General features: G+C 63.4%; 39 protein-coding genes and 1 tRNA gene. 19 read left to right on the top strand and 21 right to left on the bottom strand.

Annotated features, from left to right (window positions below):
- The first annotated feature begins 37 nt into the window (after positions 1-37).
- The 8 genes from tolR (at position 38) to ACVOLV_RS03205 (ending at position 6002) form a co-directional block, all read left to right on the top strand.
- Positions 38-466: a protein TolR gene (tolR, locus tag ACVOLV_RS03170; protein WP_481515770.1), complete on the top strand. Its 429-nt coding sequence runs from the start codon at positions 38-40 to the stop codon at positions 464-466.
- Positions 456-1523, top strand: a complete 1068-nt coding sequence (gene tolA, locus ACVOLV_RS03175) for a cell envelope integrity protein TolA (RefSeq protein ID WP_481553107.1) — start codon at positions 456-458, stop codon at positions 1521-1523. The genes tolR and tolA overlap by 11 nt, the downstream gene beginning before the upstream one ends.
- A 157-nt stretch (positions 1524-1680) precedes the next feature.
- Positions 1681-3000, top strand: a complete 1320-nt coding sequence (tolB, locus tag ACVOLV_RS03180) for a Tol-Pal system beta propeller repeat protein TolB (protein ID WP_481553108.1) — start codon at positions 1681-1683, stop codon at positions 2998-3000.
- 61 nt (positions 3001-3061) lie between these two features.
- The gene (gene pal, locus ACVOLV_RS03185; RefSeq protein WP_057628800.1) at positions 3062-3580 is read left to right on the top strand and encodes a peptidoglycan-associated lipoprotein Pal; all 519 of its coding nucleotides are present in this window, start codon (positions 3062-3064) and stop codon (positions 3578-3580) included.
- Between the two features lie 3 nt (positions 3581-3583).
- On the top strand, positions 3584-4393 hold the full coding sequence (ybgF, locus tag ACVOLV_RS03190; protein WP_481553109.1) for a tol-pal system protein YbgF: 810 nt from the start codon (positions 3584-3586) through the stop codon (positions 4391-4393).
- 33 nt (positions 4394-4426) lie between these two features.
- Positions 4427-5116 (top strand): 7-carboxy-7-deazaguanine synthase QueE, encoded by a 690-nt coding sequence (gene queE / locus ACVOLV_RS03195; RefSeq protein ID WP_481553110.1) that lies wholly within the window; start codon positions 4427-4429, stop codon positions 5114-5116.
- Positions 5117-5194: 78 nt separating this feature from the next.
- Complete coding sequence (gene queC / locus ACVOLV_RS03200) at positions 5195-5866, top strand: 7-cyano-7-deazaguanine synthase QueC (RefSeq protein ID WP_481553111.1); 672 nt, start codon at positions 5195-5197, stop codon at positions 5864-5866.
- A 60-nt stretch (positions 5867-5926) separates the two neighbouring features.
- A tRNA-Lys gene (locus ACVOLV_RS03205) sits at positions 5927-6002 on the top strand.
- Positions 6003-6073: 71 nt separating this feature from the next.
- On the opposite strand, the gene ACVOLV_RS03210 is transcribed toward ACVOLV_RS03205, so the two are convergent.
- From ACVOLV_RS03210 to ACVOLV_RS03310, 21 genes are all read right to left on the bottom strand, one after another.
- Entirely contained in the window at positions 6074-7102 is a 1029-nt protein-coding gene (locus ACVOLV_RS03210) for a site-specific integrase (protein ID WP_481553112.1), read from the bottom strand.
- Complete coding sequence (locus ACVOLV_RS03215) at positions 7102-7314, bottom strand: DUF4224 domain-containing protein (protein ID WP_481539775.1); 213 nt, start codon at positions 7312-7314, stop codon at positions 7102-7104. The genes ACVOLV_RS03210 and ACVOLV_RS03215 overlap by 1 nt, the downstream gene beginning before the upstream one ends.
- Positions 7307-7489: a hypothetical protein gene (locus tag ACVOLV_RS03220; RefSeq protein ID WP_481553113.1), complete on the bottom strand. Its 183-nt coding sequence runs from the start codon at positions 7487-7489 to the stop codon at positions 7307-7309. The genes ACVOLV_RS03215 and ACVOLV_RS03220 overlap by 8 nt, the downstream gene beginning before the upstream one ends.
- Complete coding sequence (locus ACVOLV_RS03225) at positions 7486-7683, bottom strand: hypothetical protein (RefSeq protein ID WP_481553114.1); 198 nt, start codon at positions 7681-7683, stop codon at positions 7486-7488. Before ACVOLV_RS03225 ends, ACVOLV_RS03220 begins: the two co-directional genes overlap by 4 nt.
- Before the next feature lie 213 nt (positions 7684-7896).
- Positions 7897-8310: a hypothetical protein gene (locus tag ACVOLV_RS03230; RefSeq protein ID WP_481553115.1), complete on the bottom strand. Its 414-nt coding sequence runs from the start codon at positions 8308-8310 to the stop codon at positions 7897-7899.
- Between the two features lie 210 nt (positions 8311-8520).
- Positions 8521-8904 carry a hypothetical protein gene (locus ACVOLV_RS03235; RefSeq protein WP_481553116.1) on the bottom strand — a complete coding sequence of 128 codons (384 nt, stop codon included), beginning with the start codon at positions 8902-8904 and terminating at the stop codon, positions 8521-8523.
- Entirely contained in the window at positions 8901-10130 is a 1230-nt protein-coding gene (locus ACVOLV_RS03240; RefSeq protein ID WP_481553117.1) for a hypothetical protein, read from the bottom strand. Before ACVOLV_RS03240 ends, ACVOLV_RS03235 begins: the two co-directional genes overlap by 4 nt.
- Positions 10127-10354, bottom strand: coding sequence for a hypothetical protein (locus ACVOLV_RS03245; protein WP_481553118.1), 228 nt, complete (start codon positions 10352-10354; stop codon positions 10127-10129). The genes ACVOLV_RS03240 and ACVOLV_RS03245 overlap by 4 nt, the downstream gene beginning before the upstream one ends.
- Position 10355: 1 nt before the next feature.
- Positions 10356-12023 (bottom strand): lambda-exonuclease family protein, encoded by a 1668-nt coding sequence (locus ACVOLV_RS03250; RefSeq protein WP_481553119.1) that lies wholly within the window; start codon positions 12021-12023, stop codon positions 10356-10358.
- On the bottom strand, positions 12020-12640 hold the full coding sequence (locus tag ACVOLV_RS03255) for a hypothetical protein (RefSeq protein ID WP_481553120.1): 621 nt from the start codon (positions 12638-12640) through the stop codon (positions 12020-12022). The genes ACVOLV_RS03250 and ACVOLV_RS03255 overlap by 4 nt, the downstream gene beginning before the upstream one ends.
- Entirely contained in the window at positions 12637-13500 is an 864-nt protein-coding gene (locus tag ACVOLV_RS03260) for a recombinase RecT (protein WP_481553121.1), read from the bottom strand. Before ACVOLV_RS03260 ends, ACVOLV_RS03255 begins: the two co-directional genes overlap by 4 nt.
- A 106-nt stretch (positions 13501-13606) precedes the next feature.
- Complete coding sequence (locus ACVOLV_RS03265) at positions 13607-14344, bottom strand: Gabija anti-defense Gad2 family protein (protein ID WP_481553122.1); 738 nt, start codon at positions 14342-14344, stop codon at positions 13607-13609.
- Positions 14345-14460: 116 nt separating this feature from the next.
- Positions 14461-14748, bottom strand: a complete 288-nt coding sequence (locus tag ACVOLV_RS03270) for a hypothetical protein (RefSeq protein WP_481553123.1) — start codon at positions 14746-14748, stop codon at positions 14461-14463.
- Between the two features lie 43 nt (positions 14749-14791).
- Positions 14792-15469, bottom strand: coding sequence for a pentapeptide repeat-containing protein (locus ACVOLV_RS03275; protein ID WP_481553124.1), 678 nt, complete (start codon positions 15467-15469; stop codon positions 14792-14794).
- Between the two features lie 34 nt (positions 15470-15503).
- Positions 15504-15728: a hypothetical protein gene (locus ACVOLV_RS03280; protein ID WP_481553125.1), complete on the bottom strand. Its 225-nt coding sequence runs from the start codon at positions 15726-15728 to the stop codon at positions 15504-15506.
- Positions 15725-15850, bottom strand: coding sequence for a hypothetical protein (locus ACVOLV_RS03285; RefSeq protein ID WP_481553126.1), 126 nt, complete (start codon positions 15848-15850; stop codon positions 15725-15727). The genes ACVOLV_RS03280 and ACVOLV_RS03285 overlap by 4 nt, the downstream gene beginning before the upstream one ends.
- Positions 15847-15981: a hypothetical protein gene (locus ACVOLV_RS03290; RefSeq protein WP_481553127.1), complete on the bottom strand. Its 135-nt coding sequence runs from the start codon at positions 15979-15981 to the stop codon at positions 15847-15849. Before ACVOLV_RS03290 ends, ACVOLV_RS03285 begins: the two co-directional genes overlap by 4 nt.
- A complete protein-coding gene (locus ACVOLV_RS03295; protein WP_481553128.1) occupies positions 15981-16133 on the bottom strand; it encodes a hypothetical protein in 153 nt (50 codons plus the stop codon). Before ACVOLV_RS03295 ends, ACVOLV_RS03290 begins: the two co-directional genes overlap by 1 nt.
- The gene (locus ACVOLV_RS03300) at positions 16130-16477 is read right to left on the bottom strand and encodes a hypothetical protein (RefSeq protein WP_481553129.1); all 348 of its coding nucleotides are present in this window, start codon (positions 16475-16477) and stop codon (positions 16130-16132) included. Before ACVOLV_RS03300 ends, ACVOLV_RS03295 begins: the two co-directional genes overlap by 4 nt.
- 105 nt (positions 16478-16582) lie before the next feature.
- Positions 16583-17191, bottom strand: coding sequence for a hypothetical protein (locus ACVOLV_RS03305; RefSeq protein WP_481553130.1), 609 nt, complete (start codon positions 17189-17191; stop codon positions 16583-16585).
- Between the two features lie 10 nt (positions 17192-17201).
- Positions 17202-17888: an XRE family transcriptional regulator gene (locus ACVOLV_RS03310; protein WP_481553131.1), complete on the bottom strand. Its 687-nt coding sequence runs from the start codon at positions 17886-17888 to the stop codon at positions 17202-17204.
- Positions 17889-17968: 80 nt separating this feature from the next.
- Between ACVOLV_RS03310 and ACVOLV_RS03315 the strand changes: the two genes are divergently transcribed.
- The 11 genes from ACVOLV_RS03315 to ACVOLV_RS03365 all read left to right on the top strand — a co-directional run bounded on the left by ACVOLV_RS03315 (position 17969) and on the right by ACVOLV_RS03365 (position 23593).
- A complete protein-coding gene (locus ACVOLV_RS03315) occupies positions 17969-18178 on the top strand; it encodes a helix-turn-helix domain-containing protein (protein WP_132862759.1) in 210 nt (69 codons plus the stop codon).
- A 247-nt stretch (positions 18179-18425) separates the two neighbouring features.
- Entirely contained in the window at positions 18426-18836 is a 411-nt protein-coding gene (locus ACVOLV_RS03320) for a phage regulatory CII family protein (protein WP_481512518.1), read from the top strand.
- Positions 18833-19036 (top strand): hypothetical protein, encoded by a 204-nt coding sequence (locus ACVOLV_RS03325; protein ID WP_481512519.1) that lies wholly within the window; start codon positions 18833-18835, stop codon positions 19034-19036. The genes ACVOLV_RS03320 and ACVOLV_RS03325 overlap by 4 nt, the downstream gene beginning before the upstream one ends.
- The gene (locus ACVOLV_RS03330; RefSeq protein ID WP_481553132.1) at positions 19033-19743 is read left to right on the top strand and encodes a helix-turn-helix domain-containing protein; all 711 of its coding nucleotides are present in this window, start codon (positions 19033-19035) and stop codon (positions 19741-19743) included. The genes ACVOLV_RS03325 and ACVOLV_RS03330 overlap by 4 nt, the downstream gene beginning before the upstream one ends.
- On the top strand, positions 19743-21164 hold the full coding sequence (locus tag ACVOLV_RS03335) for a replicative DNA helicase (RefSeq protein WP_481553133.1): 1422 nt from the start codon (positions 19743-19745) through the stop codon (positions 21162-21164). The genes ACVOLV_RS03330 and ACVOLV_RS03335 overlap by 1 nt, the downstream gene beginning before the upstream one ends.
- Positions 21161-21625, top strand: a complete 465-nt coding sequence (locus tag ACVOLV_RS03340; RefSeq protein WP_481553134.1) for a recombination protein NinB — start codon at positions 21161-21163, stop codon at positions 21623-21625. Before ACVOLV_RS03335 ends, ACVOLV_RS03340 begins: the two co-directional genes overlap by 4 nt.
- Positions 21622-22056 carry a hypothetical protein gene (locus ACVOLV_RS03345; protein ID WP_481553135.1) on the top strand — a complete coding sequence of 145 codons (435 nt, stop codon included), beginning with the start codon at positions 21622-21624 and terminating at the stop codon, positions 22054-22056. The genes ACVOLV_RS03340 and ACVOLV_RS03345 overlap by 4 nt, the downstream gene beginning before the upstream one ends.
- Positions 22056-22337 (top strand): hypothetical protein, encoded by a 282-nt coding sequence (locus tag ACVOLV_RS03350; protein WP_481553136.1) that lies wholly within the window; start codon positions 22056-22058, stop codon positions 22335-22337. Before ACVOLV_RS03345 ends, ACVOLV_RS03350 begins: the two co-directional genes overlap by 1 nt.
- Positions 22334-22801 (top strand): RusA family crossover junction endodeoxyribonuclease, encoded by a 468-nt coding sequence (locus tag ACVOLV_RS03355; RefSeq protein WP_481553137.1) that lies wholly within the window; start codon positions 22334-22336, stop codon positions 22799-22801. The genes ACVOLV_RS03350 and ACVOLV_RS03355 overlap by 4 nt, the downstream gene beginning before the upstream one ends.
- On the top strand, positions 22798-23004 hold the full coding sequence (locus ACVOLV_RS03360) for a hypothetical protein (protein WP_481553138.1): 207 nt from the start codon (positions 22798-22800) through the stop codon (positions 23002-23004). Before ACVOLV_RS03355 ends, ACVOLV_RS03360 begins: the two co-directional genes overlap by 4 nt.
- Entirely contained in the window at positions 22994-23593 is a 600-nt protein-coding gene (locus tag ACVOLV_RS03365; RefSeq protein WP_481553139.1) for a hypothetical protein, read from the top strand. Before ACVOLV_RS03360 ends, ACVOLV_RS03365 begins: the two co-directional genes overlap by 11 nt.
- Positions 23594-23638: the final 45 nt, after the last annotated feature.

The following is a 23638-nucleotide window of genomic DNA, read 5'->3' on the forward strand; positions in this document are numbered from 1 at the left end:
TGCGCCAGCGCCTTCCTCTGACCGCAGGAGCCAATCTATGACCGCCGCCATTCCCCGCCGCAAGCGCCGCAAGCTCAAGTCCGAGATCAACGTCGTGCCATATATCGACGTGATGCTCGTGCTGCTGATCATCTTCATGGTGACCGCGCCGCTGCTGACCCTCAGTTTCGAGGTCGACCTGCCCAGTTCCACCGCCAAGGCGCTGGAAAGCAAGCAGGACCCGATCGTGGTCTCGGTCCGTGCCGACGGCCAGATGAGCCTGAAGCTGCCCGAAGCCAAGGACCCACAAGCCATGGATGCTGGCGCGCTGCAGGCGCAGCTGAGCGCCCTGGCCTCGCAGGACAAGGAACTTCGCGTGATCGTGGCCGCCGACAAGAGCGTGGCCTATGAAAAGGTCATGGACGCCATGGACGTGATCAAGGCCGCGAAGATCGAAAAGGTGGGCCTGGCGACCGATGCACGCTGACGCACTGCCACCGCCGCACGACAGCCGCAACGAGTGGGGCCTACCGGTCGTACTGGCGCTGCTGGTACACCTGTTGGTAGCGGCGATTTTCATCATTGCCTGGGTGTGGTCGCCTTCGCGCAGTACCGAAGCCGCCGCTGGTGACCCGGCGCTTGAGGCCAATATGCAGCTGTCCGCTGCCGAGGCTTCGGCGGCGCGGCAGGCCTTGCGTGCCTCGGAAAAACTGCCGGATCTGCCTGAGCCGGTGGAAGAAGCCCAGCCCGAGCCGGTCCCGGAAGACACCGTGCCGCCGCCGCAGCCCATCCCCGAGCCGAAGCCGCAGGACGCACCGACCCCGCAGCAGCACAACGCCCAGGAACGCATTGCCCAGCCGGACAACGTGGACCAGGAGCGGGTGAGCGCGCTGGCCATCTCGCAGGAGAAGGCCAAGCAGGAGCAGGAAGCCAAGCGCCGCCAGGAGCAGATCGACCTGACCGAACGCAAGCGTGTGGAAGAGGCCGAGCAGAAACTGCGCCTGGCCAAGCAGCAGGAAGAGGCGGATCGCAAGAAGGTTGCCGACCAGCAGCGCCAGGCCAACGAGAACCAGGCCGAGCAGGAGCGTCAGCAGAAGATCGCCGAGATCCGCCGCAAGCGCGAGCAGGCCGAACGCGAGGCCAAGCTGGCCGAGCAGCGCCTGCGCCAGGTGGCCGATGCCCGCGCCCGTGCGCAGGCCACCTCCACCAGCACTGGCAGCAGCGGGCCGAGCACGCCATCGCCGGGGCAGGGTGGCACCAGCAATGACCTGACCGCCAAATATGCTGCTGCGATCCAGCAGGCCGTGGTTGCCCAATGGACCCGGCCGGACAATGTCCCCAACGGCACCCGTTGCAGGATCCTGATCAAGCAGTTGCCAGGCGGCGGCGTGGCCAGTGCCGAGGTGCAGCCGGGTTGCGCGATGGACGCCGCAGCGCAGGATTCAATCGAGCGTGCCGTGCTGAGGGCACAGCCGCTGCCGTTCCGGGGCTACGAAGCGGTGTTCCGGCGCGAGCTGTTGTTTACATTCACCGCTCAGGATTGAGTGCTGGCCGCTTCAGGCATGCAACTGGTTTCATTGGAAATTTAATATCGGGGGTGGTAACCAGTGGATTTCACATGACTTTCGTTCACGATTGCGAAAATGTTCATCTGTCTGCTGCTATCCCTCTTTCATCTTCACTCGTACTGCTGAGCGCCTCATGAAGAATCTGTCACGCTGGCTGGTCGCCCTTACTGTTCTGTTGTTGCCGTTCGCGGCTGCGGCACAGCAGGGCGCTTTGGAAATTGAAATCACTGGTGGCAACGCATCGGCAACCCCGATCGCCGTTGTGCCGATGGCCTACCAGGGCTCGGCCGGCGCGCCGCAGACCGACGTGGCCGCCGTGGTGCGTGCCGACCTGGACCGCTCCGGCCAGTTCCGCAACCTGCCCGAAGCGCAGATCGCCGAGCGCCCCAGCCGTGGCAGCGAGGTGCAATACCCGACCTGGCGCGCGCTGAAGCAGGATTTCCTGGTCGTCGGCCGGGTACAGGACGCCGGTGCCGGCGCCTATCGCGTGGAATACGAACTGTTCGACGTGGCCAAGGGCGAGCGCATGCTCGGGCTGGCGATGACCGCCCGTTCCAGCGCCATGCGTGATGTCGCCCACCAGATGGCCGATGCCATCTACGAGAAGATCACCGGTGTGCGTGGCGCCTTCTGGACCCGCATCGCCTACATCACCGCCAGCGGCAGCGGCGCCAACATGCGCTACGCGCTGATGGTGGCCGATTCCGATGGCTACAGCCCGCAGACCATCGTGCGTTCGGCCGAGCCGCTGCTGTCGCCGAGCTGGAGCCCGGACGGCCGCAAGCTGGCCTATGTCAGCTTCGAGCGCGGCAACTCCTCCATCTATGTGCAGGACATCGCCACCGGTGGCCGTGAGCTGCTGACCAGCTTCCGCGGCATCAACAGCGCGCCGTCGTTCTCGCCGGATGGTCGCCGTCTGGCGCTGGCCCTGTCGCGCAGCGGCAACCCGGAAATCTATGTGATGGACCTGGGGAGCAAGCAGCTGACCCAGCTGACCAACCACTTCGGCATCGACACCGAGCCGACCTGGGCTGCCGATGGCGGCTCGGTCTACTTCACCTCCGATCGCGGCGGCCGCCCGCAGATCTACCAGGTGGCGTCCACCGGTGGCAGCGCCAGCCGGGTGACCTTCCAGGGCAATTACAATGCCAAGGCCAGCGTATCCTTTGACGGCAAGAAGATTGCCGTTGCGCAGGGCGCGGGCAGCAGCTACAAGATCGCGATGATGGACAGCAGCCTGGGTTCCCCGCGCTGGAGCACGCTGTCGCCGGGTTCGCTGGACGAATCGCCGAGTTTTGCGCCCAATGCGAGCATGGTGCTGTACGCCGCTCGTGAAGGTGGGCGTGGGGTGTTGTATGAAGTGTCGGCCGATGGACGGGTGCGTCAGCGCCTGGTGCTGGCTGATGGCGATGTGCGCGAACCGGCATGGGGTCCGTACCGCACTGCGCGTTGATAAAATGTTAATCTTTCCCCGCATTAATCCCAACATTGGCCAGGAGCCACTAGGTATAGCCATGAACAAGTCAACTCGTGTTTTGCTCGTTTCGCTGCTGTCGGTAGCCGCGCTCGCTGGCTGCTCGAAGAAGGTCAAGGAACAGCCGGCACAGCCGCCGGTTGATACCGGTTCGACCACCCAGCCGACCGCTCCGTCCACCTCCGGCCTGTACGGCCCGGGCGACCTGGACACCGACGCATGCCTGCGTCAGCGCGTCGTTTACTTCGATCTGGACCAGGATTCGGTCAAGCCGGAATTCCAGGCCATCATGGCTTGCCACGCCAAGTACCTGCGTGACCGTCCGTCCTCGCGCATCACCCTGCAGGGCAACACCGACGAACGCGGCAGCCGCGCTTACAACCAGGCCCTGGGCGAGCGTCGTGGTAACGGCGTGAACTCGGCTCTGCAGGCCAACGGTGGTTCGGCTTCGCAGCTGACCGTCGTGTCCTACGGCGAAGAGCGTCCGGTCTGCACCGATTCGAACGAGTCCTGCTGGTCGCAGAACCGTCGCGTCGAAATCGTCTACACCGCGCAGTAATCGATGCGCATCAGCCTCAAACTGATGCTGGTGGTCGCGGTAGCCCTGGTGGCTGCCGCGCCCGCGTATGCACAGCGTGCAAGTTTGGCTGACCGGGTTGGCGTGCTGGAAACGCAGGTCAACAACAGTCAGGCCAATACCGACATGCTCAATCAGCTGCAGCAGCTGCGCACGGAAGTGCAGGCGTTGCAGAGCACGATCGAGCAGCTTCAGCACGAGAAAGAACAGCTGAAGCAGCAGAGTCGCGATCAGTATCTGGACCTGGACGGTCGCCTCAATCGCCTTGAAGGCGGTGCAGGTGCACCGGTTGCTCCGGCCACTGGCGCGGCGACGCCCGCCGCTGCGGCCGCAAAGCCGACAGCGGCTGCTGCCGAACGTCCGCCGACGGTACGTGGTGACGCTGGCACGCTGGCTTCGGCCGGCGACGAGCGCGCTGCCTATAACGTGGCGTTCGACGCATTGAAGGCTGGCAACTATGCCGACTCGGCGCAGTTGTTCCAGAGCTTCCTCGAGCTGTACCCGAACGCGGCTTACACCCCCAATGCCTTGTATTGGCTGGGTGAGAGCTTCTACGCGACCCGTAATTTCAAGATGGCTGAGGCACAGTTCAGCGATCTGGTTGCCCGCTATCCCACCCACGACAAGGCTGCCGGCGGTTTGCTGAAGCTTGGCCTGTCGCAGTTCGGTGAAGGCAACAGCGCCCAGGCGCAGAAAACCCTGGAACAGGTTGTTTCCCGTTTTCCCGGCAGTGATGCGGCCCGTACCGCCCAGGACCGACTGCAGTCGATCCGGCTCGGCCAGCAACTGCGTTGATGTGGTGCCGCACCGACGGTGCGGCCAAAGAATATGAACTCTCCGAGCGCCGCTGTCCCCAGCGAGATCGTGCAGTCGCCGTTGCCGCGACTGAAGATCACTGAAATCTTCCTGTCCCTGCAAGGCGAAGCCGACACCGCCGGCTGGCCGACCGTGTTCGTGCGCCTGACCGGCTGCCCGCTGCGTTGCCAGTACTGCGATACCGCGTATGCCTTCCACGGCGGTGACTGGTGGGACATCGACGATATCGTTGCCGAAGTGCTGAAGCAGGGCGTACGCCACGTCTGCGTCACCGGTGGCGAGCCGCTGGCGCAGAAGCGTTGCCTGATCCTGCTGAAGAAGCTGTGCGATGCCGGCCTGGATGTCTCGCTGGAGACCTCGGGCGCGCTGGATATCGCCGAGGTCGACCCGCGCGTGTCGCGGGTGGTCGACCTGAAGACCCCGGATTCGGCGGAAATGGCGCGCAATCGGTTGGAGAATATTCCGCTGCTGACCGCGCGCGACCAGCTCAAGTTCGTGATCTGCAGCCGTGGCGACTACGAGTGGGCCAGGTCCATGCTCAGCGAGCACCGCCTGCCGGAGCGCTGCATGGTGTTGTTCTCGCCCAGCAAATCGCAGGTGACACCACGCCAACTGGCAGACTGGATCGTCGCCGATCGTCTGCCGGTACGCTTCCAGATGCAGTTGCACAAGTTGCTGTGGGATGACGCACCGGGCTATTGAGCCCGCGTCGCCCGCTTCAATTGTTTATCCCGGCGCGGGACAGCGTGCTGGCTTTCCTCTCCCAACCGGATCATCACCATGAAAAAGAGAGCAGTCGTGCTTCTTTCCGGCGGCATGGACTCAGCCGCCGTCGTCGCCATCGCCCAGGAACAGGGCTTCGAAGTACACGCCATGAGCGTGCGCTATGGCCAGCGCCATACCTCCGAACTGGAAGCGGCCGCGCGCGTGGCTGAAGCGCTGGGCGTGGCCGGGCACAAAGTGGTCGCGGTCGACCTGCGCAGCATCGGCGGCTCGGCGCTGACCGACGATATCAATGTGCCCGAGGCAGGCGAGGGTGACGGTATTCCGGTCACTTATGTGCCGGCGCGCAATACCATCATGCTGTCATTGGCGCTGGGCTGGGCCGAAGTGCTGGGGGCCAACGACATCTTCTGTGGTGTCAACGCAGTCGATTATTCCGGCTACCCGGACTGCCGCCCGGAATTCATTGCCGCCTTCGAAGCGCTGGCCAATCTGGCCACCAAGGCGGGCGTGGAAGGTGCCGGCATCCGCGTGCATGCACCGCTGCAATACCTGAGCAAGGCACAGATCGCACTGGAAGGGCAGCGCCTGGGCGTGGACTTCGGCTTGACCGTGTCCTGCTACCAGGCCGACATGGACGGCAAGGCCTGCGGCCACTGCGATGCCTGCCAGTTGCGCGCCGATGGCTTCAGCGCCGCCGGCATGCAGGACCCGACCCACTACGTGTGATGTTGTTTTTGCGTTTATTGCGTTAGAATACGCGCCCCGGCCACGGCCGGGTCTTTGTTTGGGCCGTTAGCTCAGTCGGTAGAGCAGAAGACTTTTAATCTTTTGGTCGATGGTTCGAATCCATCACGGCCCACCAGCATTGCAAAGGCTTCGGAGCGATCCGAAGCCTTTTTTTATTGCTCCGCAAAAATGCGGCCGCTCCGCAACTCACTTCGTTGGCGTGGTCACTGCGCCGCGGCGCTTGCGCACATAAATCTCCGTGGTGGTGACCGACTTGTGGCCCAACTGCTGCTGCGCCTGACGGATGTCACCGGCGGAATCAGCCTTATCGGTGCCGGCCTTCGCTCGCAGGTCGCGGAACTGAAACTCCGCCTTGGGGATGCCTGCCAGCTCGCGGGCGCGGTCGAACCGGTAGCGCAGCGCATCCTTTCCGATCGGTAGCCAGTCCTCGCCCAGTAGCAGCCGCGTGCTGATTGGCGTGCCGTCCGGTGGGCGACGGGCCAGAAGCCGGTCAATCAGGACCTTCAGCTCCCCGGTGATGGCTATCCGCATCAGCGCCTTCGTTTTCCGCTGCTGCAGCACCAGCATGCCGTCCTTGATGTTCCGCCTGTCGAGGTCGCGCACATCGGCGGGACGCTGTCCGGTGAGATAGGCCAGATCCATGGCGTCCTTCAGCACCTGGTCTGCGGCAGCGTAGACCCGCTGCAGCACATCATCCTCAACGTACACGCGCCGGCCTTCCTCACGGTTTCGGTTCACGCCGGCGCAGGGGTTCGGTAGGTCGGTGTACCCCTTCTGTCGGAACCAGTTCCACATGTGCGAGAGCAAGGATTTCTCCCGGTTTGCGCTGACCGGGGCAGCCTTGCGCCACTGCAGGTAGTTGAATACGTGTGTGGGGCGAATTGCATCCAACGGACCCGGTGGGTCATCGAAGAACCGGAGCAACACGTCCAGTTCGCGCAGGTTTGCCCGCTGAGTACCCTCGGCTTTTCCTGGGATAACCTCGATGCGGTAACGCTCGGCGGCCTGCCGGAACGTCAGTTGGGCGTGCACCGGAACCATGGCGGCACGCTCAAGCTGCGCCCATTTCTGGATCGCCAAACCATAATCACTGCCCAGCGGCGTTTCCTTGCGCGGCTTTCCGCCGTGGTCGTAGTAGTAATGCACCACGCCCGATTTCTGCATGCGCTTGCGCAGCCGCGGCACCGCTCCAGACTTTGTAGGCTTCCTTCCCATTACGCTGCCTTGTTTGGCCTCCACTCGGGGGCGGCCGGTTTGGTGGTTTCCTGCCGGCCCTCAATGGCAGACCACAGCACCACTGGCCAGCCGTGTGCATCGAGATAGTGGCGGATTCCGTTGTTGCGCAGGAACTCGGCCTGGCGCTTGCGCTGCGGCGTCCGCGTGAGGTCCTTGATGTCGTCCCGGGACAGGTACGGGCTATCAGCCATGTTGTTCTCCTTCCAGCGTCGCGCGGGCGCTCTTGATTCGGTCTTCGTTGGCCAGCTCCACAGCGCGGAGCCGTTCGATTTCTGCTGCCGATACTGCGAGCCAGTCGCGCAAAGTGTCTTTGCTGGGCTGTCGCATCCGCTTGGCCGGCTTGGGGAATAGCTGCGGGGCGGTCATCGGCGTTTCCTCGCGAACGGCGCCATGATCTTGGTGGCCTCATCCAGATCGCCGCGGGCGAGGGCGATCACAGCCAGGCCGCGCGCCTCCCACATGCGGCGGGTCTTCAGTCGGACCTTGTCGAGGTTCACGCCGGTCTTGCGCGCGAGGTCGTGGCCGACGGCGATGTGGTCGATCGATTCAGCGGCGCTCATATCACATGCCTCAGATTGGGCCGCACGAAGCCATACCAGCGATCCGCGCGGTTGTTGAGGTTGATTTGCACTGGATCGCGCGGGATCGGCGGCAGCGGAGCACGCAACCTGCGCATGTCATTGGTGCACGGCACGCACACGCTGGACAAGCCTTGTTTCCCCGCGCGGTTGAACTGCTGCAGCGGCAGGGAGCGGACGCATTTGGTGCAGGTCTTACGCATCCTTCGCCCCCTGCGGGCGGGCGGTAGGAAATGCAGGCAGGTCCATCCACCACTGGTACGGCGGCTGTTCCTTCGGCATCTTGCTGCCGGGCGGCGCTACCATCTGTGCGTGCTCGACAAGATCGGCGTGGTGAATCCACAAGCCGTCCTCGATGTAGTCGAATTCCTGACGATCCGCGCCTTCATCATCCATCCAGCCGACCACCACCAGCCTGCCTTCCGGCGCAGATTCGATGGGCTGCCACTCCGGCGCGGCGCGCAGGGCGGCGGTGATGGCGCGAATTGCACGGTCCTCCATCGTGGTCAGCATTGCTTCGCGGCGGATGCAATCAGGAACGTGCGTGATGCCGTCGCGCTCGTACTCCTGCGCCAGCAACTCCCTGGCGCGCTGCTGATCATCAGTCATGGCGTAACTCCGTATGTCCGGTAACTGGTTTCCCGCACCAGATGCTTACCGCATCGTCTACGGCAGCGCGAAGCTGGTCGCGGGCCGCAATGTGCCAGCGAGCACGCTTGTTATTCCCCGCCTTGAAGTTGTCGGCAGCCAGCATCGTGTGCAAGTCGTCAATTACTTGCATGGCCCTCCACGGACAGCGCTTCCCGTCTCGTTGTAAGTTCATTCCGACACCCCCGCGCCGTGGCTGGTGGGCTGCTCAGTGCGTGCGCGATCCAGCGCATCTGCGTGGATGCGGTATTGCTGCGCGTGCCTTTCGTATCCTTCCTGTAGGCTGCGTAGGGCTTGGGCCAAGGTGCGGCCGTTTCCATTTCCTAGCCACGGGGCGCGCAGGCCGTAGCCCGACGACCGCGCCTCGTAGACCACCCGTCCATCGAGCTCGTTACGCTTTACTTCGAGGGTAGAGAGTCGGTTCGAGCCGCTGGATTGTGTACCAGTGGCCTCCAGCTGTTTGCTGATGCAACCCTTCGGCAAGCGGTGCACCTTCCACTTGTAGCCGGGCATGATCTTCACAAGCTCGGCGCGGAATGACTTTGTGTTCATCACGCCCCCACCTCGGCGCTGGTGGCCTGCATTTCGTCGTCAATAGCATCATCCAAGTCTTCACCGTGAAGGCCGATTAATGAATCGCACTCACTGTCATGGAAAGACGGTTCATAGTGATTCCGCAGCCACCGATACCGTGCCGCGTCCCGCGCCTCACTGCGGGTGTCCTCGTAACTGGCGCTGATCACCGCCACACATACATCGGCGCTAGTTGCCCGCAAATTCTTCCCGCAGTACGGGCAGTGGCGCATCTTGTTGTCGGTGGGCGTTCCTTCCATCAAGGTGAAAATTTCGCCGCACGCCGTGTGCCAATTCCCTTCGCCATCGCCGGCCCAGGCACATGCATCGATGCCACCCTTGGGGCTGGCGTCGATCAGTCGGCTGTCATCAATCAGGCGCAGCAGTCGATCAGCGTTCGCCAACTCGGCCTGCAGCACGGTCAGGCGCTCGCCGGTTCCGATGGCGTCGCACCTGTCGATGCGGTTGGCGATAAAGCCGCGCTCCAGTTCAACGAAGGGGCGGAACTGTTCAAGGTCGATCCCCGGCGCTGCGGGGGTGCTGGCCGCTTCCAGTGCCTTTCGCATCCATGCGGGCGCGTAGCTAACGGCATGGCCGCCAGCGTCATCGAATGCCTTCATGGCCGCACCGAGGCGCGACGGATCAACAACCGGCGCTGCGGGTGCGCTTGCTGCTTCCAGCGGCTTACCCGGCTCAACGATCAGCGTTCCGGCAGGATCGGATTCCACGTCGCGGTAGTCGCGCGGCTGGCCGGTGTACGGGTTCGTCAGGACGGCGCTATCAGCCGACGATGCGGGGGTGCTGACTGTCGGCTGCTCGATCAGTGCGCGAATGTCATCGACAGGGCTGCCGGTGTAGCTGCGGTCGTTCGCCCAGCGATCAGCCAATGCGCGCAGGGTTGCCACGTCCACAGCCGGCGCTGCGGCGACGGGGGCGGCTGCATAGCCGTCAATGCCATAGGTGCCAATGATCCCCAGCGCGTGGCGGCCCTTCGGTAACGCCAAAAGCTGCACTTCGGGAAGGTTGCTGCCGAGGTCAAGATAACCGCCAGCGCCGATGTCGAGATACGCCACCGCCTCCTGCGCTGCGGCGGGCTGTGCAGCATCGAACGCCTTCACCGCATCCGCGTACCCAGCCTGATAGCCGTCGCGATGCCCGTTTGCCGCTGCGGTGGTCATGTCTGCTGCTGAAAATGCGTTGCTGTTCACTGCATGTTCCTCCCATGGATTGCGAGCCCTTCCCAGGTCAGAGGGAACGGGCCACGCTTTGCGCGCCTGAGTGCGGTTTCTTCGTGGATGCCGATGCGCTTCGCGATCTGGCCGGTGGTGACCAGCTTCCCCTCGACAACGTGGGCGAAGCGCTTGGACGCCGCGGCGGTGCAGTTCTTGCGGTGATGCGGCATGACGTAGCGGGTGGTCGGGATGCCGCGCATGTCAGGCGGCCAGCGGATAATTGTTCTCCGCATCCACGATCAGCGAGCGCAAGGCCTCGTAGATCGCCGGCAGCTGGCCTACGTCGTAGAGCTTCGCGCCGCGCTCCAGTGCTACCGGCCTGAATCCAAGCAGCGCCAGACCATCGGCGGTGACCGACAGAGGGCCGATGGCCGCGTTGATGTCACCCAGCTTGATGCGCTGGCCAGCAACCTCAGCGCTTGGCGCTGATGCGGATGTTCCAGCGGTTGGAACATTGGCGCGCGGCTGTTCCACTGGGGCCGGCTGGGGCATAGGTGCCTGGGCCTGCTGCAGCTTCGCCGCTTCCTCGGCGCGGATCTTCTCGCGCCCAGCTTCGAGCTTGTCGGCCTCGCGCTGGTCGTGTTCTGCGATGCGGGCCTTGGCCAGGTTGCGGAGGTCTTCCGGGATCTTGCTGGCGCACAGCTGCACCCGGTCTGCGAAGAGGTGGGCGTGGTCCGGGAACTCAGCCAGTACCGCGATGCTGGCCCGGATGGCGTCAGCGAACTGGCTGGCTGCGATCTTCTGCCCGGCAACAGCCGCGTCGACGGCGTCCTTCATGCTGGACAGCGACTTTTTGCCCTTGATGGCCAGGCCAAGCTCTGCGACTAGGTTCGCCGGCGGGCTGATTGCATGCTCTGCCAGCGAGGCGTTGACGCCTGCGATATGGGCGCGCACAGCAGCGGCGCCAGCCTGCACGATGTCGGCCTTGCGATTCTCCTTCTCGGCCTTCACTGCCTTGTCCAAAGCGAGTCGCGCCGAGCGGATGGCTTCGTTGATGCCGTCAGCGGTACGCAGCAGCGCGTCCACATCGACCATCTCACCCAGCGCGGCTTCCTTCGCGGCCTTGATGCGGGCCTCGGCGTCAGCGCATGCCTTTACCGCGGCCTCGGCATCGGCGAAATCCTGATCGCTCTGTAGGTCGGCAGGCTTGGGCAGGTTGGCGATGAACGCCTCGGCATTGGCCTTGAAGGCGTCCAGGTTGGATGCAAGAACTCGGCCTTCGACGCGCACCGAGAGGTTACCGAAGCCGGCGACCACGGCGGCGACCGGTGCAGCGGCGGCTGACTCGGGCTCGTATGCGGCCACGTCGGCTTCAAACTGCGCCCAGCCGGCGACGACCTTGGCGCGCAGCTTAGGATTGGAGACGTACCAGCAGTGACGTTCCTCGACCTGCTCATCACCGGCCCACTTCGACGCCATGAACAGGACGCGCTCTGCGCCAGAAACCAGCAGCTGCTGCTCCATCTGCACCTGGTACTGCAGCGGCAGATCATCGTTGCCGTCCGCCATCGCGGCGCGCAGGGTATCGTTCAGGCTCTTGTGCTCGAACGCCGTCTCGCCGTCCATGGTCAGGCCGTCGAAGCTGGCCGACAGCTTGCCGTTGGTACCGGTGACCGGGAACAGCTCTTCGCCGATGATCTGCTCGGCCAGCGGCCGGGCCAGTTCTTCGAAGCGGTGCCCGTCATCAAAGCGGCGCTGCGTGGCGGCATCCACTTCCTGGGCAATGCCAGTGGCCACTTCGCGCACCAGCTGCGCGCGGGTCTTGTACGGGCTGCAGCCCATCATTGCCGGCGCGTCGCTGGCATTCAGTGCAGAGCGCCTGTGGCTCAACCATGCGGCACTGCCTTGTATCAGATTAAGAATTTTCACTTGAGGATTCCTTTTTTGATCAGAGCTTCGCCGGAGAATCCGCGCTTCATTCGGCGCATGATCACGGTCCTATGAATGCCGGCCTCCCTTGACCACTGGGTGAGGTTCTGGGTGCGGCCGCCGATCTCGATTCGAGTGTTATTGCTTCGGTTATTTGCCTGTTCAAAGCGATTTGCCCACGCGCAGTTCTCTGGGCAATAGTCACCATCGCGATCAATCCGCTCGATGGAGTGGTCAGCGCTCGGCTTTCGCCCCATGTCTTCGAGGAAGCTGGCAAAGGACTGCAGCCAGCGGGCACACACTCGAATGCCCCGCCCGCCATATTTGGAAAAACGACGGTCATTCGGGTTGTAGCAGCGGCCCTTCATGGCGGTCCAATTGACGTACTCGCACTTTCCTGTCCCGCCGTGGATCGTGGCCACATTGATGGCGCGCTTGTTCGTACAACTGGAGCAACCCTTTGTTTTCGCTCTCCGCAACTGAGCGCCTGTCGCTTGAAACTCGGCCCCGCAGGAGCAGAGGCAGAGCCATGCTGGCCTCCCGGCCCGGTGCCCGTCACGCCGGACGACAAGTACGCCGCCGGCTTGCGAACCCGTCATATCAACGAGTTCATTCATGCGCGGTCTCCTTCGGCATCCCAGTCGATGGGATCGGTGTCGGTTTCGGTGTTGGTCGGCTCAGCGGCTGCGGGCTCCGGCTCGGCGACTTCTTCGGCTACGTCCACGGCTTCGCACTGGCGCAGCTGCTTGCGCTGTTCGTCGGTCATGCGCGCCTTAGCCTTCGCTTCGACCATGGCGATCAGGTCGTCCGGCTTCTTGCGGCCGGACTCGATCACCACCTTCCAGTTGGGCAGGTACTTGTCGAACTCTTCGGCCGAGTAGACGGCTGGCTCGGTGGAGACGACAGTGGCCGTGGTGCGGTGCGGTTCCGATGCCGGGATATCCATGATTTCTTCGGCGATGGGCATGCCACGCAGCACGTCGGGGAACACATCACGCAGGGCGAAGGCACGGGCGCGCATCTGGCGCATGCGCTTCGGGTACTGCGTCCACGGGCCCTGCTTGCCGGCCAAGCCTGCAGCCTTCGCGTCGTCCATGCTGAAGGTGCGGACTTCCTCCTCCTCGCCGCGGCGTTTCACCTTGCAGGTCGCGGTCTTGCCGTCGTCGGATTCGGTGATGGACTCGCACAGCGGCGAGCTGCGCACAAGGGCAATGACGGCATCGCCCCAAAGGGCCGGACGGCCGTTGATGATGGCGAGGTTCTGCAGCGCCTGCAGCGGCTTCAGGCCCAGCTCCGCGCCCCACTGGATCGCGATCAAGCAGTTCTCGGGCTTGTTCTTGAAGTCCTTCGGGACCAGGTCGCTGTTGGCGAGGTAGTCGCAGAAGGTCAGCGCCTGCTCGAAGGTCTGCGGGCTGAGGTCGAACTGCTGGCGCGGCTGAGCGACGACGGTGCTCTGCTGCTGTGCAGGGAGATTCATGTGGTTGGCTCCAGCCGGCGCGGCCGGCGTTGTGGGAATAGGTGCCCCGTTTTCGCCGGGGCCACACGGGGCTCGATCGCGCCCTACGCGCGGGGTGCTATCTGGGTCAGGCTGCGAGCGCGTTGCCCGGCAGCACGCCAACTTTCACCAGTAACTCATCCGCGCTGCCCGGCATTTCTTCTGGAGCAGTGGGGACGGTCACTTCGGTGCTGGCGAGAAGGTCGATTGCAGCAGGGATCGAGAAGGGCTGATCGGTATCGAGGGCGACACGCTCGCCGTACTGACCGCCGATGGCTGCGGCAAGGTCATTCCACGATTCCAGCGGCACCTGGTGGCAGCACAGCGCAATACGCAAGAGATCGCCCTTGCCGAACTTGTAGCCGCGCTCGCGATACTTGATCGTTCGCAGCAGCGAGCCGAAGGGATAGCGGGTACCGCTGTGGAAGCTGAGGTGCCGCTGGCTGGCGTGTTTGAAGAAGTCCGGGTGGAACGTGAAGGCTTCGGTATCGAGGTCGTAGGCCGCCATGCAAACGGTGAAATCGAACGCATCAAAGACCGCTTCTGCCGTCTCGAAGAAGTCGAAGTGCATCAGCTGGATGACGTCGTTGCCACGGGTGAAGGTAATCGCGCGATCAGTGGCGGCAACGCACCACAGACCATCGTCGTATGCATCTCGCACAGCCTCGATGAATGCCGCCCTCGACTTGAAGTAGAGATCAACATCATTGATTGCCTGGCCGGTAAACACGCTGGTGAGCGCGCCGCCGGCGATGAAAGCCCCTTCAGGGGTGAAATTCGACGCCGCAGTAAGCAGCTTCTTCAGTTCGGGATCGTGGGCGGTCATGAGCGTGTCCTTGGGAATAGGTGCCGGCATTGCTCGGCCGGCGCGGGTGCGGCTTCCGGTGGGGAGGCCAGTTGCCGCTATGTGCCCTGCGCTGGGGAGGTGCGCAGGGCAGAGGGTCAGGTGGTCAGGCAGTCGATGAGGCTTTCGATGCGGCGTTGCGCCGAGCGGATTTGATCAGTCTTGCCTTCGATTGCAGAGCAAAGCGGAGAGGACGTTGCAATTGCCCCGCCGCTCGGCTCGGTGCCAGTGGGCGGACTCGGGCGCAGTACGAGTGCCAAGCGCCCCTCGAGAATTGAAATTCCTTCATGCAACTGATCGATGTTCGCCTGCTGCAGGTCGAGTTGCGATTCGACCTCGCTAGAGCGCTTGGGATCGTTTGCTACATAAGCTTTAGGTCCGTTCATTGCGGTATTGCCTCGTTGGTATGCCGGCCGGGCCAGCGGGGAATCACTCTTGGGCTGCAGCCGCTTCTGCCTCGGCAAGGCGGCGCATGTCTTCCAGCGCCTCGCTGTTGCCGCAGTAGAAATCCGGTACACGCTCCAGCTTCGGATCGCTGGCCATGTAGATCAGGGCTGCGGCGATAGGCGTACCGAATGCGAACTCCAGGGCGCGGCCGCCGGCACCAGCCAAATGCGTGACCCAGCCGGCGCGGCAATGCGTGGTATCGCAGCTGTGCCAGCTACCCATATCCAGTGCCATGGGCTCGGATACGGCGGCATAGACGGCCTGGTGAATGTTCGGGATGACGACGGGGCAGGCAGTGCCATCAGCACCGCTCAGGTCGGCACCGCTCAGGTCGGCACCGCTCAGGACGGCATCGCGCAGGACGGCACCGCTCAGGTCGGAACCGCTCAGGTCGGAACCGCTCAGGTCGGAACCGCTCAGGTCGGAACCGCTCAGGTCGGCACCGCGCAGGACGGCACCGCTCAGGTCGGAACCGCTCAGGTCGGAACCGCTCAGGTCGGCACCGCTCAGGACGGCATCGCGCAGGACGGCACCGCCGGCTACCGCCGACTTCACGGCAAACCCGAGCTTCAGGCCATAAGACTTGCCAGCAACTTCGGCCGACAGTTCACAGCTGTACTGGACGTTGCCCGTCCAGCGATTCTTGATTTCGAACTTCATGGTTCTTCCTTGTTGGGCGGGGTACTTCGGGGAATCAGCGGATGTCGTCCCAGCGCGGACGGCGCGGGCGGACGAAGGCGACGTTCTTGCGGCGAAGGCGGCGCAGCTGCAGGCGGGAGTGCTTGATGACCAGCACCAGGAACACCAGCACGACGGCGGCGATGGGTAGCGGCAGCGAGTCGGCGCGCACCATCCATGCTTTCCGCAGCATGTCGGCGAAGAAGAACAGCGCCATCGTGTAGACGAGCAGGCGGATCATTCGTCACCTTCCTGCGCGCACACGCCTTCGGATGCTTCGAGCGAGTCCAGCGGGTCCGGTGCCTTGATCGGCGGGAACACCACTGCGCCTATGTCGGCGGCGGTTGGGATGTGCGGAGTCATGAGCGAGCAACCTCCATGAACGCGGTGTAGGTGATTCGCTGGCCTTCGAAGAACATCACTCCGCTAGTCAGCTCGTCGGGCCACTTGCGGTTGTTGGCAAGCACGGCGCGGACAATGACCATTGCGTCCATCAGCACAGGCCCTCCGCGATCAGCAGCAGGCGCAGCGGTACGAACAGCACCGCTGTTGCAGCTACGATCAGCCAGCCCGCGTAGAGCAGGGCGCTGTATTCCCGCGACTTGGCGAAGCAGTGCAGCCATGCGTTGAGGCGGCGGGCGCTCATGCGTAGATCCTCGCCAGCTGCTCTGCAGCAGCACCGCGCGACAGCCACGGCTGGTCATCAAGGCGGTTGTCGATCAGCGCATCAGCGAAGTTCTCGCGGGCCTCAGTGAACAGCCGGGCGAACTCGATGGCGTCGCCGGAATCCAGCGCGGCGGCCAGAGCTTCGTGGTCGGAGGTGGTCAGGTCGCCCAGCAGCTCCGAGAACAGGGCAGGGCTGGCGAGCAGCGGAGCCTTGGCGGTCTGGACGGCTTCTGCAGCCTCGCGGCGGGTGATCGCCGGGTCTTCCTGGTGGTCGTACTGGCGAGCCGCTGAGTGCTGGCGGTCGCTGGAGAGCTGGAAAGCCATGAGCCTTGCCCCGTGGATGGCCCGGGTGGGCCGACGGGGTAAGACTATGGCATCCCATAATTACGTGTCAATGGGATTCCATAGAAATTTTTGAATCAACTGAACTTAGAGACCGGAGCTAGAGCGACGGAGCCAGACCACGCGCTTTTGGTGGAGGTGGTGGAATGTGTCGGCATCGCCTAGGGCGGCTCGGGCCGTAGCGCGGACGATGTCATGGCGTGATGAGCGATACAGCAAGATCCCTGCAATGATGCAAACGGGGGCGAGCCATGGCGAAAGTAGTAGCCATGCCGGAATTGCTGCTATGGCCAACATAAGGCTGAAGAGCGGCTTACTGATGGACCAAGTCGATAGGTTGAGAATTGGCATAAAGGCCACCGCCAGCCCTTGGTCGACCATTAGCTCCGCTTTTCCGATGCTGACGGCTCGCAGTGCTTCGGCATACGTTACTCCCGGCATCTCGTCGTCAAGCACAGGGGTTCCGTCTGCATAAGTAGACGATCTTGGCTGCTCTACGGCTGGCTTCTGAAATGCTAGCTCAATGCCGCGCTGGACAAAGCTCGCGCGCGCAGGGGAGAGCAGTTCGCCGGCCATCCTTTTCGCCCCATCGATGTCGCCTGCATGTGCAACGTGAATTGCTGTCAGCGCATGCAATTTTGCATCGCTATCCCATTCCTTGATGGCTGCGGCCATCTCGTCCAGCGCCGGGTGCATAGGCTTGTCCTTATTCTTCCCAGCTGCCGATCCAGCGAACTCTGCCAATGACATCAATGGGGTGCCGCGGGCTGTCCATGCGCTTTGGCTTCTTCCAGTTGTGGTCGCCACGCGGGTTGTCGGACTTGAAGAACACCAAGTCATCGATGATTTCGCACCGTTTCACCTGGTACTCCTTCGCTGCACCGCCACCGTCGACCATGACAACGTAAACCTGGCCGTCTCTCGGCCGTGTATCGCTGGTGTCAAACAGGATGGCGTCACCGCTGTGAATGCGGGGCTCCATGCTGTCGCCCTTGCCGTACATGACAGCCAAGGCGTTGGGTCGCAGGCGCTTACGGGCCAATGAGTCGGCGCGGAATTTCAGCTTGTGGGTTTCGGCGTACTCCTGCGCCTCTGGGCCGCCGCCCAGGCCAATGGCTTGGGCGTAGCCGCGGATATCTGACCAACCGTCATCCTCGTTGGCCGCCGGTTCACCAGCTTCTTTGGGTCCTTTCCCGGACTGAAGCCACCGGACGGAAACGCCGAGCGCATCGGCGATTTGAGGTAGCTGCGTGGTGCCGGTCTGGTCGTTGTTTTCGATACCGGCCAGGGTCGGGTACTTGATGTTGGCAGCCTCCGCCAACTGCGGGCGGCTCATGCCGCGCAGCTTGCGCGCTTCCTTAATGCGGTCACCTATGGTCATGGGAGCGAGCATTACGGAAAACCATTATGGGATGCCGTTGACATGCATCTATGGGATGCCAGAGAATGCCGGGAACCCATAAGGCACCCCACATGGAAATCACCTGGGCAGATCGCATCAAGGCACTGGAGGGGCGTGGTTGGTCCCTGACCGACATTGGCCGAGCCATCGGCAAGTCGCCGCAGACCGTCAGTGACATCAAGCAGGGCCGCACCCGCGAGCCGGGCGGCATGGCCGCCGTGCAGTTGCATCACCTGTACTCGACTGGCGCCAAGCCGCCGGTAAAAGACGTTGCCGCCTGAAATGGCCACCTCAGCGCCCCGGGAACGGCACAACGACGCCGGGCAGGGTGGGGCGCTCCCGTTTGCGCGGCTCGACCAGTCGCGCTTTCACCCGATCACCAACGCGGCTGATCACGTAGATCCGGCCGCACATCCGCTGAAGCGTTACGACGTTCGGCGCGTTCGTTCTTCCTGAATCCACTTGGCTCGGTCCTTTGGGGCTGAGCCTTTATTTCGCCCTCCGGGCGTTGATCAAAGCGAATCAATCATGACAACCCAGCTTGATCTACCCATGCGTGGACACCCGACCAGCGTTGACCTGGCCGACGTGGCACGCCAGCAGAACTGGGGCGCGGTGCTGACGTACTGCGCCAGCAAGAGCGGCCTGCAGGACAAGGCCATCGCGGCCGAGATCGGCATGCAGGACGCCGTGTGGTCCCGCTGCAAGACGGGCACCAACTCGCCCAGCGGCGAGCAGCTGGTGCGCCTGATGCTCCGTTGCGGCAATTCTGCACCGCTGTCCTGGCTCCTGATTCAGATGGGCCTGGACCCGGCCAGCGTTCGCCCGCTGGAGTCGGAGACCGAGCGCAAGGTGCGGGAGCTGACCGAGCAGCTCGAGGCTGAGCGCACCCGCAGCAAGATCCTGTCCGAAGCACTGACGGGGAGGGCTGCGGCATGAGCAACCGTAGCGATGAATTGCGTGAAGAGCGGATAGCGGTGCTGGCGCAGCTTGTACGAGAGGCGCAGGCCGCTGGCGATAAGGCGGAAACACGCCGGTTGTATGACGAATACAAGGCAGCCGCACTGGCCAGGTCGCCCGAGCAGGTCGCGCTCTTGGAGGCTGAACTTCACCAGCGAATTTTTGGGGGTGACCGATGAGCACGATGGTCATGTCCCTCTGCTGGCCGCTGCAGATGCCTCCAACGCCCAAGGCAGTACTGGTATCGCTGGCCGACAACGCCAACGATCAGGGCGTGGCCTGGCCGTCGCTGACGAAAATCTGTGAGCGCACCTGTTTTGGCAGGACGGCAGTGATCGCCGCCATCCGCTGGCTGGAGGATGAGGGCCTGGTTGTTGCGGACCGGAGCAATGGTCGGCACACGTCCTACACGGTCGATCTGAATGCGGTAAACCAGTTCGCCTCCCGAACCAGTTCGCCTGCCGAACCAGTCCGCCTCCCGGACTCAAACCAGTCCGCCTCGCGAACCAACCAGTCCGCCTCGCGAACCATACCAGTCCGCCAGGCGGACACTAACCGTCATAAACCATCAAGAACCGTCAGAAGCAACCGTCATAGCGCGGCAGTGGAGGAGGCCATCAAATTGCTTCCGGGTCTGCCTGCTGACCTGGTTTCCGACTTCGTGGCAGTCCGGAAGGAAAAGAAACTCCCGCTGACGGGAACAGCGGTTGCAGGCCTGGAACGCGAGGCGGGCAAAGCTGGGTTGTCGCTGGAATCCGCGATCCGCCTGTGCTGCGAACGTGGCTGGGCAGCGATTCGCGCTGACTGGCTTGCACGCGAGGGCGGGCAGCGTAGCTCCCAGCAGTCGCTGTCCGACTCGGCTCACGATGGCCGGGAGATGCTCTGATGGCCGTGCCACGCGAACATTTCCAGCGCGACCGCTCCCTGCCGACAGCCATCGAGTCTGAGCAGTACGTGCTCGGCGGCTGCATGAACTACCCCGAGGCCATTGGACGCGCAAACCTGGAGCCGGGCGACTTTTTCCGCCGCGACCATGCGGTGCTGTGGGGCGAGATGCTGAAGCTCGAAGCCAGCGGCAAGCCGTGCGATTCCATTTACCTCGGCGAGTGGTTGGTGGCGCAAGGGCTTGGCAACCGCATGGACGGCGCTTACCTGATCGAGCTGCAGTCCAACGGCTACACCGTTGCCAGCGTTTCCGAGCACGCCGCGCTGATCCGCGAACGAGCGGCCATGCGGCGCGCAATCGATATCAGCGACACCCTTATCGGCAAGTGCATGAATCCGGAAGGCGAGGAATCCGTGACGATTCTGGACGACGCCATCCGCGAGCTGATGCAGCTGACCAAAACCCGCATGGGCTACGAGCACACGCTGGAGCAGGCGCTTGGCGAGGCTTGGCGCGACGCCGAGGATGCCTATGCGCACAAGGGGGAGGTGCGTGGTGTGCCATATGGCTTCACCCGGCTGGACAAGCGGCTGGGCGGCTCCCATGGGGGTGATCTGATCTTCGTTGGCGCTCGCCCATCGATGGGCAAGACGGCGCTACTGGTGAACTGCGCGTTTCACCAAGGCGGACTCGGAATCCCGGTTGGCATCATTTCCGGCGAGCAGTCGGCAAGGCAGTTGGCGTCGCGCGGTATCTCGGGCGAGTCGGGCGTGGCAGCCGAGAAGCTGCGCAGTGGCGACTTCACTGCCGAGGAATGGCCGCAGCTCAGCGCCGGCATGCGCAAGCTCATCGGTCGCAGTGTTTTCATCTACGACCGCAGCGCGCCGACGCTGGATGAGGTTGTCCGCACGATCCGCCGCTGGAAGCAGGAACACGGCATCCGCATTGCGTGGGTGGACTACCTGCAGCGCATCCGCGTGCCGCGCTCGAACAGTCGAGCCGAGGAAGTGGGCGAGGTGGCCCGCACCCTGAAAACGCTGGCGCGCGACCTCGATATCCCAATTGTGGTGCTGGCACAGGTCAAGGCTGATGTGGACACCCGCAACGGCAGTAAACGGCCGAACTTGGGCGACATCGCAAATAGCGACGAGGCCACGCGAGAGGCGGACATCATCGCGTTCCTGTACCGCCATTGCGTCTACGACCGCGAGAGCGGCGATCCAACTAAGGCGGAACTCAACGTCGAGAAGAACAGGCATGGGCCATGCGGAGGCTTCAGCCTCGGTTTTGACGGCAAGACCATGCGCTTCCTTGATCCGGAGCTGCAGCCCGACTACCTGGATCAGCCGCCGGCACCGCGGCGCGCGCGCAGCGTTCCCGTGCATACCACCGCAGCAGCGGCAAGGGCAGGTGACCAATGACCACCTACATCCTCAACACCGGCAACGCCCGCGAACGCATGGTTGCTGTGTGGCAGTTCGCCTGTCAGTACCTGGAGTTGGGAAAGGCCGTCCGGGTCGACATCAAGGAATGCAAATCCACGCGCAGCTTGGAGCAGAACGCAATGCTGCACGCCATCTGCGAGGACATTGCCCGACAGCGGCAGTGGGTTGGTCGCTGGATCGACAAGGAGGGCTGGAAACGCCTGCTGGTCGACGCATGGGCGCGCAGCGAGAACCGGCAGCAGGGCGACCTTGTCCCATCGCTGGACGGTGCCAGTGTCGTGAACCTGGCCGTGCAAACCCGGACCATGTCCATCGGCGACATGGCCGACCTGATCACCTTCGCGCAGTCGTGGGCTGTGGACAACGACGTGAGGCTACGGGACGTTGCACCGGTGCGCGATCAGCAGATGGCCGAGGAAGTTAGGAGGGTTGCATGACGTCCATTCTTCCTCCGAAGGCGCCAGCCGCTGGCCTTGGCTGGGTCGAAATGCCATCTCCGCCGCGCTGGGTATCGCTTGGCTATGAAGCCCGCATGTTCCGGCATCCGGCGCGCGGGCTGAACGTCATCTCGGCTGTCGAGGTGGCTTCGGACCCTGGCGACATCGACAAGGGGCCGGAGTACCACGTCAGCATCAGCCGCGACGGCAAGCGCTGCAGCACCAGCGACGCCCGCAAGGTGCTGGAGGATTTCGGCATGGACGGCGCTGAGGAAGACAACCACGTCCCCGACGGCGTGGTCCGAAACTTCTGGCGGCCAGTGGCCGAGCGCCTGATCGGCATCGAATGCCCGTGCAAGAGCAGTGAGCCCGTGATGGTCGAGGACAAAGGTGACTACGTGTGGCGCGGCGCCCCAGGAGGGCATGGCTGATGCGCACCAAGAACGCCAAGGCAATCACCCCGGCTGAGAGCTCGCACCTGGAGGCCGTCAAGTTGCTCCCCTGCAGCGTCTGCGATGCCCCGCCGCCCAGCGACGCCCACCACATCAACCAAGGCCAGCACTTCACGACCGTGGCCCTGTGCAAGGACTGCCATCAAGGCAGCTTCAACGGCTGGCACGGCCAGAAGCGAATGTGGACGGTCATGAAGATGGACGAACTGAAGGCTCTGAACGTGACGTTGGAGCGGCTCAACAAGAGGAAAGCAGCATGATCACCCTGATCCTTCCGTACCCGATCAGCGCCAACCGCTATTGGGCAACCCGCGTCATCAAGCGAAAGGGCGCGAAGTTCTCCTCGGCGATGACCTACGTGACACCGGAGGCTGAGCGGTACAAGCGCGATGTGGCAATGCTGGCGCTGGCTGCTGGCTTGCGAGCACCGGCAGCGGGTCGGGTGGCCCTCCTGATCCGCCTGTTCCCGGAGCGGCCGCAGGATTGGGCCCGCCGCGCCCGTCGTGAGCCGGACACCTGGGACGACACCGTGCGCTGCATCGACCTCGGCAACTGCGAGAAGGTGCTGTCCGATGCGCTCAACGGCATTGCCTGGGCGGACGACAAGCAGCTGCGCCGGATCGTGCTGGAGCGCTGCGAGCCGGACGAGAAGGGAGCCCGGGTCGAGGTCGAGATTGAGTTCATCGCCGCCGCGCCGTCGCTGCTGGATGGAGTTGCCGCTTGAGCCGAACAGTATTCGAGAAGCGGTACGACGCCAGGCTGCGCCGGTTCGGCCGCTGCTCGGTGTGCCAATTCCGGGAGCTGACCGACGGGACGTTCCACTGTGCGCGGAACCCGGATAGGCAGGGCGCGTGCGTGATCGATGGGCAGCTGCCCAAGTTTCAGTTTGATTCCAGTTCGGTGGAGGACCTGCGCGATGCGAAATGAAGATGGGCTTATTGCGGAGCTGCGGCTTTGGGGAAATGCCCATGTAAACCGGTTCGCATTGAGTCGAGCTGACCGCAGCATTCACGTCCTTGACAAGGTGCGCGACCATGCGCCGGGAACGGTTGAGAACGCAAAGCGTGATCTCATTGGGCGTGACGGCTCAGGCCGCCGCCGGTTCATGGCCAAGCGCAGCGGGGTGGATGCCATGCACATCCTGCCGACGTGGGCGGTGGATCCGATCCAGTCAACCAATGACGCGGATCAACCACACGACAACCCGGAGATCGCTGTGGACTTGGGCATTCCCGACGAGCTCAGGTGGATTGATAGAGCTTTTGCAGCAATGCACCGGGAGAGTCCGCTGCGCGCAATCATCCTTAGAATTGAGTTCACTGTTGCCGCCAGCCGTGGAGTCAAGGTACGCATGGCGTGCGAGCAGTTTGAAAAGGAGATGGCCCGTCGATTGGGGGTTGACCCTCCGGAGGTGGCGGAGGATGACGCCCCTGCGTTGTCGGTTCGCCAGTACCGATATGAGCTAGCCAGGGCGCAGGATCTGCTTCGGGGAATGAGGTGGGCCGTTGCAGCTTGACAGTGACGGCACCAAATGATCGAATTATGTGACCGTCAATAATTG

It is taken from the genome of Stenotrophomonas sp. STEN023 (assembly GCF_056760135.1).

Bases quoted from the DNA above. Each gene is read 5' to 3' on its own strand.
- tolR (WP_481515770.1), top strand. From the start codon at position 38: ATGACCGCCGCCATTCCCCGCCGCAAGCGCCGCAAGCTCAAGTCCGAG.
- tolA (WP_481553107.1), top strand. From the start codon at position 456: ATGCACGCTGACGCACTGCCACCGCCGCACGACAGCCGCAACGAGTGG.
- tolB (WP_481553108.1), top strand. From the start codon at position 1,681: ATGAAGAATCTGTCACGCTGGCTGGTCGCCCTTACTGTTCTGTTGTTG.
- pal (WP_057628800.1), top strand. From the start codon at position 3,062: ATGAACAAGTCAACTCGTGTTTTGCTCGTTTCGCTGCTGTCGGTAGCC.
- ybgF (WP_481553109.1), top strand. From the start codon at position 3,584: ATGCGCATCAGCCTCAAACTGATGCTGGTGGTCGCGGTAGCCCTGGTG.
- queE (WP_481553110.1), top strand. From the start codon at position 4,427: ATGAACTCTCCGAGCGCCGCTGTCCCCAGCGAGATCGTGCAGTCGCCG.
- queC (WP_481553111.1), top strand. From the start codon at position 5,195: ATGAAAAAGAGAGCAGTCGTGCTTCTTTCCGGCGGCATGGACTCAGCC.
- ACVOLV_RS03210 (WP_481553112.1), bottom strand. From the start codon at position 7,102: ATGGGAAGGAAGCCTACAAAGTCTGGAGCGGTGCCGCGGCTGCGCAAG.
- ACVOLV_RS03215 (WP_481539775.1), bottom strand. From the start codon at position 7,314: ATGGCTGATAGCCCGTACCTGTCCCGGGACGACATCAAGGACCTCACG.
- ACVOLV_RS03220 (WP_481553113.1), bottom strand. From the start codon at position 7,489: ATGACCGCCCCGCAGCTATTCCCCAAGCCGGCCAAGCGGATGCGACAG.
- ACVOLV_RS03225 (WP_481553114.1), bottom strand. From the start codon at position 7,683: ATGAGCGCCGCTGAATCGATCGACCACATCGCCGTCGGCCACGACCTC.
- ACVOLV_RS03230 (WP_481553115.1), bottom strand. From the start codon at position 8,310: ATGACTGATGATCAGCAGCGCGCCAGGGAGTTGCTGGCGCAGGAGTAC.
- ACVOLV_RS03245 (WP_481553118.1), bottom strand. From the start codon at position 10,354: ATGCGCGGCATCCCGACCACCCGCTACGTCATGCCGCATCACCGCAAG.
- ACVOLV_RS03255 (WP_481553120.1), bottom strand. From the start codon at position 12,640: ATGAATGAACTCGTTGATATGACGGGTTCGCAAGCCGGCGGCGTACTT.
- ACVOLV_RS03260 (WP_481553121.1), bottom strand. From the start codon at position 13,500: ATGAATCTCCCTGCACAGCAGCAGAGCACCGTCGTCGCTCAGCCGCGC.
- ACVOLV_RS03265 (WP_481553122.1), bottom strand. From the start codon at position 14,344: ATGACCGCCCACGATCCCGAACTGAAGAAGCTGCTTACTGCGGCGTCG.
- ACVOLV_RS03270 (WP_481553123.1), bottom strand. From the start codon at position 14,748: ATGAACGGACCTAAAGCTTATGTAGCAAACGATCCCAAGCGCTCTAGC.
- ACVOLV_RS03275 (WP_481553124.1), bottom strand. From the start codon at position 15,469: ATGAAGTTCGAAATCAAGAATCGCTGGACGGGCAACGTCCAGTACAGC.
- ACVOLV_RS03280 (WP_481553125.1), bottom strand. From the start codon at position 15,728: ATGATCCGCCTGCTCGTCTACACGATGGCGCTGTTCTTCTTCGCCGAC.
- ACVOLV_RS03285 (WP_481553126.1), bottom strand. From the start codon at position 15,850: ATGACTCCGCACATCCCAACCGCCGCCGACATAGGCGCAGTGGTGTTC.
- ACVOLV_RS03290 (WP_481553127.1), bottom strand. From the start codon at position 15,981: ATGGACGCAATGGTCATTGTCCGCGCCGTGCTTGCCAACAACCGCAAG.
- ACVOLV_RS03295 (WP_481553128.1), bottom strand. From the start codon at position 16,133: ATGAGCGCCCGCCGCCTCAACGCATGGCTGCACTGCTTCGCCAAGTCG.
- ACVOLV_RS03300 (WP_481553129.1), bottom strand. From the start codon at position 16,477: ATGGCTTTCCAGCTCTCCAGCGACCGCCAGCACTCAGCGGCTCGCCAG.
- ACVOLV_RS03305 (WP_481553130.1), bottom strand. From the start codon at position 17,191: ATGCACCCGGCGCTGGACGAGATGGCCGCAGCCATCAAGGAATGGGAT.
- ACVOLV_RS03310 (WP_481553131.1), bottom strand. From the start codon at position 17,888: ATGCTCGCTCCCATGACCATAGGTGACCGCATTAAGGAAGCGCGCAAG.
- ACVOLV_RS03315 (WP_132862759.1), top strand. From the start codon at position 17,969: ATGGAAATCACCTGGGCAGATCGCATCAAGGCACTGGAGGGGCGTGGT.
- ACVOLV_RS03320 (WP_481512518.1), top strand. From the start codon at position 18,426: ATGACAACCCAGCTTGATCTACCCATGCGTGGACACCCGACCAGCGTT.
- ACVOLV_RS03325 (WP_481512519.1), top strand. From the start codon at position 18,833: ATGAGCAACCGTAGCGATGAATTGCGTGAAGAGCGGATAGCGGTGCTG.
- ACVOLV_RS03330 (WP_481553132.1), top strand. From the start codon at position 19,033: ATGAGCACGATGGTCATGTCCCTCTGCTGGCCGCTGCAGATGCCTCCA.
- ACVOLV_RS03335 (WP_481553133.1), top strand. From the start codon at position 19,743: ATGGCCGTGCCACGCGAACATTTCCAGCGCGACCGCTCCCTGCCGACA.
- ACVOLV_RS03340 (WP_481553134.1), top strand. From the start codon at position 21,161: ATGACCACCTACATCCTCAACACCGGCAACGCCCGCGAACGCATGGTT.
- ACVOLV_RS03345 (WP_481553135.1), top strand. From the start codon at position 21,622: ATGACGTCCATTCTTCCTCCGAAGGCGCCAGCCGCTGGCCTTGGCTGG.
- ACVOLV_RS03350 (WP_481553136.1), top strand. From the start codon at position 22,056: ATGCGCACCAAGAACGCCAAGGCAATCACCCCGGCTGAGAGCTCGCAC.
- ACVOLV_RS03355 (WP_481553137.1), top strand. From the start codon at position 22,334: ATGATCACCCTGATCCTTCCGTACCCGATCAGCGCCAACCGCTATTGG.
- ACVOLV_RS03365 (WP_481553139.1), top strand. From the start codon at position 22,994: ATGCGAAATGAAGATGGGCTTATTGCGGAGCTGCGGCTTTGGGGAAAT.